The sequence below is a fragment of the Pseudomonas arsenicoxydans genome (genome assembly GCF_006438915.1).
Taxonomy (GTDB): domain Bacteria; phylum Pseudomonadota; class Gammaproteobacteria; order Pseudomonadales; family Pseudomonadaceae; genus Aquipseudomonas; species Aquipseudomonas arsenicoxydans_A.
Genome location: NZ_RCZE01000003.1, coordinates 275,956 through 290,316, shown reverse-complemented (window position 1 = coordinate 290,316; position 14,361 = coordinate 275,956). Strand labels below are relative to the sequence as shown.

Below are 14,361 nucleotides of genomic sequence, written 5' to 3'. Positions count from 1 at the left end.
GGAAGCCGGGGCCAAGTGCCCCGGTTTTTGTTTTTCTAAATTTATTTTTGTTTTTATTTTGAAAAGATTTGAGTGAGGGCCAAACCATGCCGATACAACCTGGGCTCTACCAACATTACAAAGGTCCGCAGTACCGCGTATTCAGTGTTGCGCGGCATTCGGAAACCGAACAAGAAGTGGTCTTCTACCAAGCCCTGTATGGCGATTACGGCTTTTGGGTACGTCCCTTGAGCATGTTCCTGGAGTCCGTTGAAGTTGACGGCGAACAGGTGCCACGCTTTGCTTTGGTGCAAGCCGAACCAAGCCTTTTTTCGAAGCCATAAGCTGAGTGCGCGCAAAACCCTGCGCTTGACCTCACCTTGTAGCCACTATATATAGCGGTGCCGCGTCAGGCGCCAACCGCCTTTCACTTCTAGAATTCAGGAATTTTCTGATCCATGGGCAAATCGCTGGTCATTGTGGAATCCCCGGCTAAGGCCAAGACCATCAACAAGTATCTGGGTAACCAATACGTGGTGAAGTCGAGTATCGGCCATATCCGAGACCTGCCCACCAGCGGTTCGGCTAGCGCCAGCAAAGAGCCAGCCGCCAAGCGCGGCAAGGCTGCCGCGGGTGAAGGTCCGGTGCTCACGCCGAAAGAGAAAGCGCGCAAGCAGCTGGTCTCGCGCATGGGTGTCGATCCCGATCATGGCTGGAAAGCCAAGTACGAGATCCTCCCGGGCAAGGAAAAAGTCATCGAAGAGCTGCGCCGGCTCGCCAAAGATGCTGACACCATCTATCTCGCAACCGACTTGGACCGCGAGGGGGAAGCCATTGCCTGGCACCTGCGCGAAGCCATCGGTGGTGACGACAGCCGCTACAAGCGCGTGGTGTTCAACGAAATCACCAAGAAGGCGATTCAGGAAGCCTTCTCCAAACCGGGCGAGCTGGACATCGACCGTGTAAATGCCCAGCAGGCGCGTCGTTTCCTCGACCGCGTGGTGGGTTATATGGTTTCGCCACTGCTGTGGGCCAAGATCGCCCGTGGCCTGTCCGCCGGTCGCGTGCAGTCGGTTGCGGTAAAACTGGTGGTTGAGCGCGAACGTGAAATCCGTGCGTTCAACCCTGAAGAATACTGGGAAGTCCACGCTGACCTCGGCACCGCCAAAGGCGCAACTGTGCGCTTTGACGTGGCGCGTGAGAAAGGCGAGGCCTTCAAGCCGCTTAACGAAGCACAGGCCATGGCCGCGCTGGAAAAGCTCAAGGCTTCCAGCTACAGCATCGTAAAGCGCGAAGACAAACCGACCAGCAGCAAGCCGTCGGCCCCTTTCATCACGTCCACCCTGCAACAGGCTGCGAGCAACCGCCTGGGCTTCGGCGTGAAGAAAACCATGATGATGGCCCAGCGTCTGTACGAAGCCGGCTACATCACTTACATGCGTACCGACTCCACCAATCTCTCGGCCGATGCCGTGACGATGGCGCGCGCTTATATTGAAGGCGAGTTCGGCAAGAAGTACCTGCCGGAAATCCCGAACGTCTACAGCAGCAAGGAAGGCGCACAAGAGGCTCACGAAGCGATTCGTCCCTCCGACGCCAACACCGAGCCAAGCAAGCTGTCGGGCATGGAGCGTGATGCGGAGCGGCTCTACGAGCTGATCTGGCGCCAGTTCCTCGCCTGCCAGATGCTGCCGGCGCAATACCTGTCGACCACCGTCACCGTGGGTGCCGGCGATTTCGAGCTGCGTGCCAAGGGCCGCATCCTCAAGTTCGACGGTTACACCCGCGTAATGCCGCAAATTGCCAAGCCAGGCGACGACGATGTGCTGCCGGACATGGCTCAGGGCGACGCGATGAAGCTTATCAAGCTTGATCCGACCCAGCACTTTACCAAGCCGCCTGCGCGTTACTCGGAAGCGAGCCTGGTCAAAGAAATGGAAAAACGCGGCATCGGTCGTCCTTCGACCTACGCAGCGATCATTTCGACCATCCAGGACCGCGGCTACGTTGCGCTGCATAACCGTCGTTTCTATTCGGAAAAGATGGGCGACATCGTCACCGAGCGTCTGTCCGAGAGCTTCTCCAACCTGATGGACTACGGCTTCACCGCCGGCATGGAAGAGAACCTCGATGACGTGGCCCAGGGCGAGCGCGACTGGAAAAACGTGCTGGACGAGTTCTACGGTGACTTCAAGAAAAAACTCGAAGTAGCCGAAAGCGCCGAAAACGGCATGCGCGCCAACCAGCCGGTCATGACCGACATTCCGTGCCTGACCTGCGGCCGTCCGATGCAGATTCGTACGGCCTCGACCGGCGTATTCCTCGGCTGCTCGGGCTACAGCCTGCCGCCGAAAGAACGCTGCAAGGCCACCGTCAACCTGGTGCCGGGTGATGAAATCGCCGCGGACGACGAGGGTGAGTCGGAGTCGTTGGTGCTGCGTGGCAAACATCGCTGCCCGATCTGCAGCACGGCGATGGACGCTTACTTGCTCGACGAGAAGCGCAAGTTGCATATCTGCGGTAACAACCCGGATTGCTCGGGCTACGAAATCGAAGAGGGCACCTATCGCATCAAAGGCTATGAAGGTCCGAGCCTTGAATGTGACAAGTGCGGCAGCGAGATGCAGCTCAAGACTGGCCGTTTCGGCAAGTTCTTCGGTTGCACCAACGCGACGTGCAAGAATACCCGCAAGCTGCTGAAGAGCGGTGACGCAGCCCCGCCGAAGATGGACCCGGTGAAGATGCCTGAGCTGAAATGCGAAAAGGTCAACGACACCTACATCCTGCGCGACGGTGCTTCCGGCCTGTTCCTGGCGGCCAGCCAATTCCCGAAAAACCGCGAGACTCGTGCTCCGCTGGTCATGGAAATTGTGCCGCACAAGGATGAGATCGATCCGAAGTACCACTTCCTCTGCGAAGCGCCGAAGAAAGATCCGGACGGTCTCCCTTCTGTGATCCGTTATAGCCGCAAGACCAAAGAGCAGTATGTGCAGACAGAAGTCGACGGTAAGCCGACTGGCTGGAAGGCGTACTACGACGGCGGCAAGTGGACGGTTGAAGACAAGCGTCCGGCAGCCAAGGCTTAAATAAAGCTGTATACAAAAGGCCGCATGACAACCCTCGGGTTTTCATGCGGCCTTTTTGTTTTGTGCTTGCGGTCGCCGCGGGTGATCCACGACACTGTCTGACCTGCGTGAAGCAATTATTTCGTTGTGGAGGCTGCCGTCATGGCCCACGAACTTTATACCCGTACCAATCAGAAGATTTATTTCGCTGGTCTGTCGCTGGAAGCGCTCGCCAAGGCCGAAGAGGGGCGGGCAATGAACTCCCTGGCGCTGATCCAGGCGGGGCGCGAATCGGCGTTGTTTCACCTGTACGGTGCCTTGCTGGGACTGTGCCATGAAATCGCCGGGTTCTATCGCTTGCCACAGGCCAATGCGCCGCGGGCTGAGGTGTTGCTGACTCGCGAAGTCCTGGAAACCATCGCGATTCCTGAAATGGCGGAGATGGTCGAGCTCGCGCAAAACCCTGAAACCTGGTTGGCCAAGTTGCTGGCGGCCCATGCGGCGTTGTTTCAACCGCCCCGCGCGCCGCACAAGCCTAAAGGCGACGTGACCCAGCCGCTGATCCTGGCCGTTAACCTGGATGCAGAAGAGGCGCCTGAAGAGTTGAGTCGGGAAGAACTGGAAAGCTGGCGTCAGAACCTGAAAGGTCTGGCGATCCGGTTTCGCGAAGGATTGAACGAGTGCTGAAGGATTAAGCGCAAAGACGGATGCCCCGACAGGGTGTCCGCTCAGGGATGAGTACAAAAAGATATTTCATTGCAATGACATCTGGTCAACTTGCTGAGCGAAGCCTGACCGATGCCTATATAATCCCCGCCTTTCGTGGAGAACAGACCTTTATGCCAACGTCCTTTCTAGAAATTGTCGAGTTACCAGACGGCCGTATCGAGCTGCGCAGGGCCGAGGACGAGGGTTCTCTGGTTACTTTGGATTTCTCCGAGGATGCCAAGGCGTTCCTGCAAGGCCAATACGTGGAAGTCGCCAAGGCGATGTTGAGCGTCGGCGTTCAGATGGCAGGGCGCTTGGTTGAAGGCGAATTCGATAAGGATCAGGGGACTCGCGTCCTTCATTGATCCCGCTCGTCGGTTTTTACGGGTATCGCTACAGGTCGGCTTCTCTATCCTTGGAGAAGCCTCGCGCAGATCAAGGCGCGCATTGTTTTCCAGTTAAGTTGCTCAGTTAACCCAATCGAATATTCAAGCTCTGTGCGTCCCCGGTCCGGGCGGCGCTGATCAACTGTTGCCGTGATGATGTGTTCAAAGGGTTGAGCCAGCTGACCACTGTATGGCTGCGGCCCAGGCGCAAGGCTTCGCAGGTCAATTGCTGGGCGCTCTGGGTGCCACGAGGTTGCAGCAGCAGAATGCGTTCGCGATTTAGGCCGGCATCCCGCAACCAGGTCTGCGTCAGGCTCGCTGGCGGGGCAATCAGTGTCAGCCAGCGTGCGTCCTGGTCCTGACTCAATTCCCTGAGAATTGGTGCCAGAAGGTTCAGGCAGTTCCCCGCTGCACCGCGTAGCGACAGCTCACTGAAGACTTCGGGCTCGGCGCTCCAGGGCGACTCGACCACGTCTTTCAGGATCGGCGCCAGTGGTTGCGCCATGAATGCCTCGAACAGTGGCAGTTGGGCTTGCTGTGATGTGTGTGGGAACTGCATAAAGCCTCCTTTAGCGGCGAATCACGCCAACACTCAAGCCTTCAATCACCAGTTCCTGATCTTTCAGGTTCACTTCGATAGGGGCAAATTCAGGGTTTTCGGCAATCAACCAGACCTTGCTGCCATCACGCTTGAAACGCTTGACCGTCACTTCATCGCCGATACGCGCGACCACGATCTGGCCGTTACGGGCTTCACGCGTGGTGTGTACGGCCAGCAGGTCGCCGTCGAAAATACCGACGTCCTTCATGCTCATGCCATGAACGCGCAGTAAATAGTCGGCGCGCGGATGGAAGAAAGCAGGATTGATGTTGCAGGACTCTTCGATGTGTTGCTGGGCCAGAATGGGAGCGCCGGCAGCCACTCGACCAATGATTGGCAGGGTGGACTCGTCAGTCTTGGCTTCGAAGCCTGGTATGCGAATGCCGCGGGAAGCGCCCGGGGTCATCTCGATGGCGCCTTTGCGGGCCAGCGCCTTAAGGTGTTCTTCCGCTGCGTTGGGTGACTTGAAACCCAGTTCCTGAGCGATCTCCGCGCGGGTCGGTGGGTAGCCGTTGTCTTCGAGGCAGCGTTTGATGAAGGCCAGAATCTCTGCTTGGCGTGGCGTCAGCTTTAGCATTTTGGTCGCTCTGTCTTTTTATACAGTGACTGGGATTATATACAGTGAAAGCGTCTTGGCAATGCCCCTTTTTTTATCGACCGCCGGACGGTCAATCGACCCGCTGATTGAAGCTTCGTCGTTGTATGGTTAAATAGCTGACCGACCATTCCCAAAACGAACGGCCAAGCTTGACAAGACACAGGCTGAAACGTATGTTTCAAACAAGTGTTTGTCAGGCGGAGTAGCCATGGCCCAGTCGGAAACCGTTGAACGCATTCTTGATGCTGCCGAGCAGTTGTTCGCGGAAAAAGGTTTTGCTGAAACCTCATTGCGTCTGATCACCAGCAAGGCCGGTGTCAATCTGGCGGCGGTGAACTATCACTTCGGCTCCAAGAAGGCGCTGATCCAGGCGGTCTTTTCGCGCTTCCTCGGACCGTTCTGCCTGAGCCTTGATAAAGAGCTGGAGCGGCGTCAGGCCAAGCCTGAAAACAAGCCGACCCTCGAAGAGCTGCTGGAAATACTCGTCGAGCAAGCCCTGGTGGTGCAACCACGCAGCGGCAACGATCTCTCTATCTTTATGCGCCTGTTGGGTCTGGCATTCAGTCAGAGCCAAGGCCACTTGCGTCGTTACCTGGAAGATATGTACGGCAAGGTGTTCCGCCGCTACATGATGCTGGTCAACGAAGCCGCACCGCGCATTCCACCGATCGAGCTGTTCTGGCGCGTGCACTTCATGCTCGGCGCTGCGGCGTTCAGCATGTCGGGGATCAAGGCCTTGCGTGCTATTGCCGAGACCGATTTCGGCGTCAACACCTCCATTGAACAAGTGATGCGCCTGATGGTGCCGTTCCTGGCTGCGGGCATGCGTGCCGAAACCGGCGTTACGGACTCGGCCATGGCCACCGCACAACTGCGTCCACGCAGCAAGTCGGCCCCGGCAGCCGCCAAGGTTTAACCGCACACGGGTGGGCGCGGCAGCTGACATCCGCTAAGCTAGCCGCCCATGCCGACTCTCGTTCTGAACCCGCTCCCCATTTGTATCGCCGACCTGCCGGGCATCAACCAGGGCGGCGAATACGTGCGGGCCGGGTTTCTCGTTATCAAGGAATCTCTATGACTGCTGGCCTGCAAGGCTCGTTGATGGTGGACGTCGCCGGTACCTGGCTGACGGCCGAAGATCGCCAATTGTTGCGCCAGCCCGAAGTGGGCGGCCTGATCATTTTTGCCCGCAACATCGAAACCCCGCGCCAGGTGCGCGAGTTGAGCGCCGCGATTCGCGCCATTCGTCCCGATCTACTGCTGGCGGTGGACCAGGAAGGAGGCCGCGTTCAGCGTTTGCGCCAAGGCTTCGTGCGACTGCCAGCCATGCGCGCCATCGCCGACAACCCGAACGCCGAATACCTGGCCGAGCAATGTGGCTGGATCATGGCCACCGAAGTGCTGGCCGTCGGTCTCGACCTGAGTTTTGCCCCGGTGCTGGATCTGGATTACCAGCGCAGCGCCGTCGTCGGTACACGTTCATTCGAAGGTGATCCCGAGCGCGCCGCGTTGCTGGCCGGCGCATTCATCCGCGGCATGAACAGCGCCGGCATGGCGGCCACCGGCAAGCATTTTCCTGGCCATGGCTGGGCCGAAGCTGATTCCCACGTCGCCATTCCGAATGACGAGCGCAGCCTCGACGAGATCCGCGCCAACGATCTGGTGCCGTTCGCCAAACTGAGCAAGCAACTGGCCGCGGTCATGCCGGCTCACGTGATTTACCCACAAGTCGACTCCCAGCCTGCCGGCTTCTCCCGTCGCTGGTTGCAGGACATCCTGCGCGGCGAGTTGCAATTCGATGGCGTAATCTTCAGTGACGACCTGTCGATGGCCGGCGCCCATGTGGTGGGCGATGCCGCCAGTCGTATCGAAGCGGCGTTGACCGCTGGCTGCGACATGGGCCTGGTGTGCAACGACCGCGCCGCTGCGGAATTGGCGCTGAGCGCTGCCCAGCGTCTGAAGGTCAAGCCGTCCGAGCGAATTGCGCGGATGCGCGGCCAGTCCTACGCCAATACCGAATACCGCCAGAACCCGCGCTGGCTGGCGGCTGTCGGTGCGCTCAAAGACGCTCAACTGATTGAATAAGGACTTTACGTTATGACGGTTTACGCGATTATCGGTGGCACCGGCCTGACTCAACTCGAAGGCCTGAGTATTCGTCAGTCATTGGCGGTGGACACTCCTTACGGGCCGCCTTCGGCCGAGGTTCAGATCGGCGAATACGCCGGCAAGGAAGTGCTGTTTCTCGCGCGTCATGGTCATCCGCACCGTTTGCCGCCGCATCAGGTGAACTACCGCGCCAACCTCTGGGCATTGAAGCAGGCGGGCGCCGAAGCGGTCCTCGCGGTCAACGCCGTAGGCGGGATCCACGCAGCGATGGGCACCGGGCACTTTTGCGTGCCGCATCAGCTGATCGATTACACGAGCGGCCGCGAGCACACCTATTTCGCCGATGACCTGGAGCACGTGACCCACATCGACTTCAGTTATCCCTACAGCGAGCCACTGCGTCAGCAGTTGATCGCGGCGCTGGCGGCTGAAGGCGTGGGTTACAGCAGTCATGGCGTGTATGCCTGTACCCAGGGTCCTCGGCTGGAAACCGTTGCTGAAATTGCGCGGCTGGAACGTGATGGCTGCGACATCGTCGGCATGACGGGTATGCCGGAAGCAGCATTGGCGCGTGAGCTGGAACTGGATTACGCGTGCCTGGCGCTGGTGGTGAATCCTGCTGCGGGCAAGTCGACGGCGGTGATCACCATGGCCGAGATCGAGCAGGCGTTGCATGACGGGATGGGGAAGGTGAAGTCGACGCTGACGCGGGTGTTAAGCCGTTGAACTGTGAGCCATCGTCATTAATCCATATTCAAGCGTATTGAATGTATGTCGACAATCATTGAGCAACTTCAAGAGCTGCCGTGGGCGGAGGCGTTCAGCCATCGCGCTCTGGATAAGGCGCGCAGATACGCCCATGAGCATCGGGTAAAAATCCTCGAAGTTGCTAATGTGCTGGTTCGTGCGAGTTGCAAGGGTTCCGAAGGCAACATTTACGAACAGCTCATCGAGCTTGTCGAAGATTTTAATGGTGATTTTGAGCTGGACTGCACCTGCTCCTGCCCCGTGGTGGTCGATTGCAAACACTGCGCGACCGTTATTTATCATCTGCAAGAACTTCCTGTCGTAGTGACTGACAGTTCTGCTCCCATTCATTTGAATCGTGAACTGGAGCGCTGGCTCGACAGCATTCCTTCTGCAAACAACCCTCTCGATGAGTCGGTGCAGGGAGCAGGCACACGCCTGTTTTACAAACTCAGGGCAACGCCCACTGCCGGGAAATGGACGCTGGAGATTTCCAAAGCCCGTCAACTCAAGGACGGTCGTTTGCAAGACATCAAGTCGGTGTATTCGCTGTCGGACACGCTGATACGTCAACCCGGTTACCTGACTGAACTGGATCTTCGGATCGCCAGATTGTTGGTCGCCGTTCACTCCCACCACGCCTACTACGCCGGCTATCCGTTGGAAGGCAGCAGCGGTGCCGAACTCCTCGAGATGCTGTTGCGAACTTCGCGTCTTTTCCTCGATCTCAAACAGCCTCAAGCCCTCACGCCAGGAATGAGTAGAGCAGGCCAGTTTTCCTGGGCCGAACAAGCCAACGGCAGTTTTCGCCCTCAGTGGGGTAGCGACAACGCCCCAGTGGAGACAATCCTGGCCTTGGAGCCCTTGTACTATCTGGATCGAGAACGCCTGCAAGTCGGGCCACTGCTCAGCGAGTTGGATGAAAAACTGGCGTGTCACTTGACGTTGGCCCCGGATATTCCGGCACGACAGGCGATGCAGTTCAGCCATCGGATGAGTTCAGCGACAAAAGTCTCTCCGCCGCACACGCTGACGGAGCGGGTGATCGATGACATTTTGCCCCAGGCCCACCTGACACTCGTCAGCGGCAAGCGTTACACGAACTGGAAGTACGAGCCGGAGCACCGTGCGGCGTTGGCCTTCACCTACAACGGGCATCCGGCGGCGGACAGAAACCCGGAGGTGCTAATCCTCTCGGGTACTGAAACCCAGCGAATCCAGCGCAAACCTGCCGTCGAAAAAGCCCTGCGCCAGTTATTGCAAAAACACGGCTTTAAAAAGGCCACGCGCAAAAGTAGTGTCGATCGCCCGGGCGAGATGTTCGCTCTGCCGGATGATTCGGCCTGGCTCGCCTTCGTTCGGGACGGAATCGGGTCGTTGCGCGAGGCAAACTGGCATGTCGATATCAGCGATGGCTTCCACTTCAACGTGCAGCCCGTAGACGAGTGGTATGCCGAAGTCGAGGAAGAGTCAGGCCATCAGTGGTTCGATCTGCAACTGGGTATCGTCGTCAACGGTACGCGCCACAGTCTTTTGCCGATCCTGTTGCATTTGCTGCGTACCCAGCCACAACTGATGGACCCTGCAAGCCTGGCCCAGCGCGACGATGACGAGCAGTTGTTGATCGAGCTTGGCGCTGGGCGTTTCGGCGCCAAAACCAATGCCAAGGTCGCGCTGCCCTACGGTCGAATCAAGCCGTTGATGGCGACCCTTGGTGAGTTGTATCTGGGCGATCATCCGGGCGATTCATTGCGTTTGAGTGCGCCGGATGCCGCTCGACTGAATGCGCTGGAAGGCATTCCGCTGGTCTGGCAGGGCGGTGAGCGTTTGCGCGGTTTTGCGCAGCGATTACGTGAGTCGACGCATGTTCAGGTCGCGGCGCCCGAGGGCCTGAACGCAACGCTACGGCCCTATCAGCTTGAAGGCCTGAACTGGATGCAAACCCTGCGCGAGTTGGAGGTCGGTGGCATTCTCGGCGACGACATGGGGCTGGGGAAAACCCTGCAAACCCTGGCGCATCTGCTGACAGAAAAACAGGCCGGACGGCTTGATCGTCCGGCACTGGCGGTGATGCCCACCAGTCTGATCCCCAACTGGTTAGACGAAGCGGCGCGCTTCACGCCGCAGCTCAAAGTGTTGGCGCTGCATGGCACCGCACGGCAAAAAGACTTTGTCCGCCTGGCGGAATACGACTTGGTGTTGACCACTTACGCGTTGCTGCCACGGGACTTGGAGGTGTTGCAGGCTCAAGTCTGGAGTGTGCTGATTCTCGATGAGGCACAGAACATCAAGAACCCGCTCAGCAAAGCCGCTCAAGCTGCCCGTGATCTGCAGGCCGGTCAGCGATTGTGTCTGTCTGGTACACCGCTGGAAAACCACCTCGGCGAACTGTGGTCCCAGTTCCACTTCCTGCTGCCGGGTTGGCTGGGCGACAGCAAAACTTTTAATCGCGACTACCGCACGCCGATCGAGAAACATGGCAACGTTCAGCGGATGCAACACCTGACGGCTCGGATAAAACCCTTTCTGCTTCGTCGCAAGAAAGACCAGGTAGCAACCGAATTACCGCCAAAAACCGAGATTGTGCATTGGGTTGATCTCAGCGATGGGCAACGGGATGTGTATGAAACCGTGCGCGTGGCGATGGATAAAAAGGTGCGTGATGAAATTGCCCGCAGCGGCGTTGGGCGCAGTCAAATCATCATCCTCGATGCACTGCTCAAGCTGCGTCAGGTGTGCTGCGATTTGCGTTTGATCAAAATGCCGCTCACCCAAAAAGCCCTTCGTTCCGGCAGCGGGAAATTACTCAGCCTGATGGAAATGCTGGAAGAACTGCTCAGCGAAGGACGCAAAATTCTGCTGTTTTCGCAGTTCACTTCGATGCTCGCCCTGATCGAGGAAGAGTTGCAGCAGCGCGGTCTCGGTTATTCGTTGTTGACCGGTGATACGACGGATCGACGTACGCCGGTCAAGGATTTCCAGGGCGGTAAAGTGCCGCTATTCCTGATCAGTTTGAAGGCTGGCGGCACGGGCCTGAACCTGACGGCGGCAGACACGGTGATCCATTTCGATCCCTGGTGGAACCCGGCGGTGGAAAACCAGGCAACTGACCGTGCCTACAGGATTGGGCAAAACAAACCGGTGTTTGTTTACAAGCTGATTGCCCGCGGCACGGTGGAAGAAAAAATACAGGCACTGCAGAAGGAGAAGGCCGCGTTGGCAGGGGCGGTGCTTGAAGGCGGAGCGACGGGTGGCTGGAAACTTGAGCAGAACGATATAGAGGCACTGTTTGCGCCGCTGCCTAATCTCAAGTCCTGATAGCGGTTTTACTCAGTTAGGGCCACATCGCGAGCAGGCTCACTCCTACATTTGGATGTGTGGTGTTCCCAGTATGATGGGTAAACACAGATCCAAATGTAGGAGTGAGCCTGCTCGCGATGGCAATGTAACTGGCAACGCAAACCTCAGCGCTTTTCGAGCTTGTCCGGCAACGGCGCAAACAACGCTTCAATATCATCACTCTGCAACTTCCAGTCCCCGGTCTTGCGCCCATCCAGTACGCCAGCCGCCAGGTCGGATTTTTCTTTCTGCAGATGCTGAATTTTCTCCTCCACTGTGCCCCGGGCAATCATCTTGTAGACGAACACCGGTTTCTCCTGGCCAATGCGATACGCCCGGTCAGTTGCCTGATTCTCCGTCGCCGGGTTCCACCACGGATCGTAGTGAATCACCGTATCCGCTTCCGTCAGGTTCAAGCCGACACCGCCAGCCTTCAGGCTGATCAGAAAAATCTGACGCTTGCCGCTCTGAAAGTCCTTCACGGGCGCACGTCGGTCGCGGGTTTGTCCCGTCAGTAGCGCATATTCGACGCCACGCTTCTTCAGTTCGACTTCGATCAGCGCCAGCATTGATGTGAACTGCGAGAACAACAGAATCCGTCGCCCTTCTTCAAACAATTCATCAAGCATTTCCATCAGGCTGTCGAGCTTGCCTGATGTGCTGCCACGCGTTGGCAGGACAGCATCGTTGACCAGGCGCAAATCGCAGCACACCTGACGCAGTTTCAGCAGCGCCTCAAGAATGATGATCTGACTGCGCGCCACGCCTTTGCGGGTGATCTCGTCGCGGACTTTCTTGTCCATGGCCAGGCGCATGGTTTCATACACATCGCGCTGGGCTTCGTTGAGCTCGACCCAGTGAATGATCTCGGTCTTCGGCGGTAATTCCGTCGCGACCTGTTCCTTGGTCCTACGCAAAAGGAACGGTTTGATCCGGCCATTGAGGTGCTGAAGCCTGACTTCACTGGCGCGTTTTTCAATCGGCACCCGATAATCGCGGTTGAAGCTTTTCACGTCGCCTAGCCAGCCCGGCAGCAAAAAGTGGAACAGCGACCACAGCTCACCAAGGTGGTTTTCCAGCGGCGTACCGCTCAGGCACAAACGCTGGCGCGCGTTCAGCTCGCGGGCCGCCTGGGCCGCCTTGCTGTTAGGATTCTTGATGTACTGCGCTTCATCCAGCACCAGCACGTGCAATGGCTGCGCGGCGAGTCGCTCGATGTCCTTGGGCAGCAGCGCATAGGTGGTCAGGATCAGGTCGTATTCAGCCAGATTGTCGAAATGTTTTTTGCGACTGGCGCCGTACAGCGCCAGCACTTTGAGTTGCGGCGTGAAGTGCGCTGCTTCGTCGAGCCAGTTCGGAATCAGGCTGGTGGGCATCACCACCATGCACGGCCGGTCGAGGCGCCCAGCCGCTTTTTCAGTGAGCACATGCGCCAGGGTCTGTAGGGTTTTGCCAAGGCCCATGTCGTCCGCGAGAATCCCGCCGACTTCCAGTTGCCGCAACGACTGCATCCAGCTCAGGCCTTCCAGCTGATAAGGACGCAACGTCGCGTTCAAGCCTTCAGGCGCCGTCGCCGTGTAGTCCTTGATGTCGCGCAAACGCTGGGCAAAGGTACGGATCTGTTCGCCGCCTTCCCAGAGTAGTGGCAAGTCTTCCAGCGGATTCAAACGCGTTGCGTCAGCCTTGCTCAGGCGCAGCGTGGTTTCGCCGGGCTCTTGCAGATAGAACTCGCCGAGCGTCGCCAGTACCGGTTTCAAGCGGCCGAAGGGCAGGGCGACTTGCAGCGGACCGTATTCGGAATTCGGCCGATTGGGGATATTCACCAGAATCAGCTCGTCGTCGCGACGTCGTGCAAGGCGTTCCGGGTTGAGGATTTCAGTGTGCGAGCGCATCAGGTTCAACAGGATCGGCAGCAAACTCAGCCGCTCACCGTTAACAATGATCCCCAACTCCAGATCAAACCAGTCGCGCTCCGGTGCTTGCTCGACGGTGGCGTACCAGTCGTCCACGGCAGTCAGGTCGAAACCGAAATCTTCGTCGATCTGCAACTCCCAGCCTTGGGTGCGCAACTTCGGCAGCTCATTCAGGGTGAACGTCAGCCAGGCGCTGTCGTTGACCATTTCGTAGAGCTCGCCGGCGCTTTCCGGCAAGGCCTTGCTTTGCCGGGTGGCGATTTTGAAGCCGAGGATTCGCAACTGTTCCCTGTAGGTTTGTTCCACATCCGGGTGACGTTTTATCCGCAGTGTCTGGGTTTCCTGGCGGATCAGGATATCGGTGTTCTTCTGCCCGGCAACGTATTCATCCAGATAGCTGAAAGACAGTGCGGCGCGATGTTGAATGTAACGCTGCATTTTGCCGTTGCGTGGTTCGAAAGCACTGAACTCGACACTCGCCAGCCACAGGCGAGGCACCGGTTGCACGTTATCCACAAGCACTTGTGGTGGCGCTTTCGGTCCGCGGTTTTCCAGTACGGCTTGCAGTTTTTCCAGCAGTTCGGCGTCTTGGGCTGCCGCAGGGTAGGCCAGTGTTTCCTGGACTTTGAGCAACACCGCCGCGCAATGTTTGCAGTTGCTGTGAACCGGGCAAGTGCAGGTGGCATCGACCATCAACAAGGTGGCTTTGGCTGATTCGCGCAGGCGAATGGTCTGACGGTACACATTGCCGCCAGAGCCTTCGCACGCCGCAGTGATCGTGGCGTCACCGACTTCGACGATCCGCACGCGGTTCTCCAGTGCATAGCGACGGCCGCGCTCCAGGCTCTGTTCTTTGAATCGACTGACCCAGGAGGGTGCCAGGGGTTTGCTCAGGGTCGAAGGCATAGGGACTTCA

Annotated in this window: 12 protein-coding genes; 8 read left to right on the top strand and 4 right to left on the bottom strand. The window is 58.1% G+C overall.

The features are described from left to right. The first annotated feature begins 86 nt into the window (after positions 1 to 86). The 4 genes from EAH78_RS07990 to EAH78_RS07975 all read left to right on the top strand — a co-directional run bounded on the left by EAH78_RS07990 (position 87) and on the right by EAH78_RS07975 (position 4,117). Positions 87 to 323 carry a DUF1653 domain-containing protein gene (locus tag EAH78_RS07990; protein WP_140667092.1) on the top strand — a complete coding sequence of 79 codons (237 nt, stop codon included), beginning with the start codon at positions 87 to 89 and terminating at the stop codon, positions 321 to 323. A 114-nt stretch (positions 324 to 437) separates the two neighbouring features. Further along, complete coding sequence (gene topA, locus EAH78_RS07985) at positions 438 to 3,065, top strand: type I DNA topoisomerase (RefSeq protein ID WP_140667091.1); 2,628 nt, start codon at positions 438 to 440, stop codon at positions 3,063 to 3,065. A gap of 141 nt (positions 3,066 to 3,206) precedes the next feature. Beyond that, on the top strand, positions 3,207 to 3,731 hold the full coding sequence (locus EAH78_RS07980) for a DUF6586 family protein (protein ID WP_140667090.1): 525 nt from the start codon (positions 3,207 to 3,209) through the stop codon (positions 3,729 to 3,731). Positions 3,732 to 3,883: 152 nt separating this feature from the next. Continuing rightward, complete coding sequence (locus EAH78_RS07975; RefSeq protein WP_140667242.1) at positions 3,884 to 4,117, top strand: hypothetical protein; 234 nt, start codon at positions 3,884 to 3,886, stop codon at positions 4,115 to 4,117. Positions 4,118 to 4,223: 106 nt separating this feature from the next. Here the strand turns inward: EAH78_RS07975 and sulA are convergent, their stop codons facing one another. After that, complete coding sequence (gene sulA / locus EAH78_RS07970; protein ID WP_140667089.1) at positions 4,224 to 4,697, bottom strand: SOS-induced cell division inhibitor SulA; 474 nt, start codon at positions 4,695 to 4,697, stop codon at positions 4,224 to 4,226. 10 nt (positions 4,698 to 4,707) lie between these two features. After that, on the bottom strand, positions 4,708 to 5,316 hold the full coding sequence (lexA, locus tag EAH78_RS07965) for a transcriptional repressor LexA (RefSeq protein WP_123434311.1): 609 nt from the start codon (positions 5,314 to 5,316) through the stop codon (positions 4,708 to 4,710). A gap of 229 nt (positions 5,317 to 5,545) precedes the next feature. Here lexA and EAH78_RS07960 point away from each other — a divergent pair, with 229 nt between their 5' ends. The 3 genes from EAH78_RS07960 (at position 5,546) to EAH78_RS07950 (ending at position 8,172) form a co-directional block, all read left to right on the top strand. Continuing rightward, positions 5,546 to 6,253 (top strand): TetR/AcrR family transcriptional regulator, encoded by a 708-nt coding sequence (locus EAH78_RS07960; RefSeq protein ID WP_140667088.1) that lies wholly within the window; start codon positions 5,546 to 5,548, stop codon positions 6,251 to 6,253. A gap of 170 nt (positions 6,254 to 6,423) precedes the next feature. After that, on the top strand, positions 6,424 to 7,422 hold the full coding sequence (gene nagZ / locus EAH78_RS07955; protein ID WP_172825946.1) for a beta-N-acetylhexosaminidase: 999 nt from the start codon (positions 6,424 to 6,426) through the stop codon (positions 7,420 to 7,422). 12 nt (positions 7,423 to 7,434) lie between these two features. Continuing rightward, positions 7,435 to 8,172: an S-methyl-5'-thioinosine phosphorylase gene (locus EAH78_RS07950; RefSeq protein ID WP_140667087.1), complete on the top strand. Its 738-nt coding sequence runs from the start codon at positions 7,435 to 7,437 to the stop codon at positions 8,170 to 8,172. On the opposite strand, the gene EAH78_RS32605 is transcribed toward EAH78_RS07950, so the two are convergent. After that, positions 8,161 to 8,496, bottom strand: coding sequence for a hypothetical protein (locus EAH78_RS32605; RefSeq protein WP_240051863.1), 336 nt, complete (start codon positions 8,494 to 8,496; stop codon positions 8,161 to 8,163). The two genes, EAH78_RS07950 and EAH78_RS32605, sit on opposite strands and share 12 nt — an antisense overlap. A 672-nt stretch (positions 8,497 to 9,168) precedes the next feature. Here EAH78_RS32605 and EAH78_RS07945 point away from each other — a divergent pair. After that, a complete protein-coding gene (locus EAH78_RS07945) occupies positions 9,169 to 11,511 on the top strand; it encodes a DEAD/DEAH box helicase (RefSeq protein WP_430539922.1) in 2,343 nt (780 codons plus the stop codon). A 146-nt stretch (positions 11,512 to 11,657) separates the two neighbouring features. On the opposite strand, the gene EAH78_RS07940 is transcribed toward EAH78_RS07945, so the two are convergent. Further along, a complete protein-coding gene (locus tag EAH78_RS07940; RefSeq protein ID WP_140667085.1) occupies positions 11,658 to 14,351 on the bottom strand; it encodes a DEAD/DEAH box helicase in 2,694 nt (897 codons plus the stop codon). Between the last annotated feature and the right edge of the window lie 10 nt (positions 14,352 to 14,361).

Bases quoted from the DNA above. Each gene is read 5' to 3' on its own strand.
- EAH78_RS07990 (WP_140667092.1), top strand. From the start codon at position 87: ATGCCGATACAACCTGGGCTCTACCAACATTACAAAGGTCCGCAGTAC.
- topA (WP_140667091.1), top strand. From the start codon at position 438: ATGGGCAAATCGCTGGTCATTGTGGAATCCCCGGCTAAGGCCAAGACC.
- EAH78_RS07980 (WP_140667090.1), top strand. From the start codon at position 3,207: ATGGCCCACGAACTTTATACCCGTACCAATCAGAAGATTTATTTCGCT.
- EAH78_RS07975 (WP_140667242.1), top strand. From the start codon at position 3,884: ATGCCAACGTCCTTTCTAGAAATTGTCGAGTTACCAGACGGCCGTATC.
- sulA (WP_140667089.1), bottom strand. From the start codon at position 4,697: ATGCAGTTCCCACACACATCACAGCAAGCCCAACTGCCACTGTTCGAG.
- lexA (WP_123434311.1), bottom strand. From the start codon at position 5,316: ATGCTAAAGCTGACGCCACGCCAAGCAGAGATTCTGGCCTTCATCAAA.
- EAH78_RS07960 (WP_140667088.1), top strand. From the start codon at position 5,546: ATGGCCCAGTCGGAAACCGTTGAACGCATTCTTGATGCTGCCGAGCAG.
- EAH78_RS07950 (WP_140667087.1), top strand. From the start codon at position 7,435: ATGACGGTTTACGCGATTATCGGTGGCACCGGCCTGACTCAACTCGAA.
- EAH78_RS32605 (WP_240051863.1), bottom strand. From the start codon at position 8,496: ATGATAAATAACGGTCGCGCAGTGTTTGCAATCGACCACCACGGGGCA.
- EAH78_RS07945 (WP_430539922.1), top strand. From the start codon at position 9,169: ATGCAGTTCAGCCATCGGATGAGTTCAGCGACAAAAGTCTCTCCGCCG.
- EAH78_RS07940 (WP_140667085.1), bottom strand. From the start codon at position 14,351: ATGCCTTCGACCCTGAGCAAACCCCTGGCACCCTCCTGGGTCAGTCGA.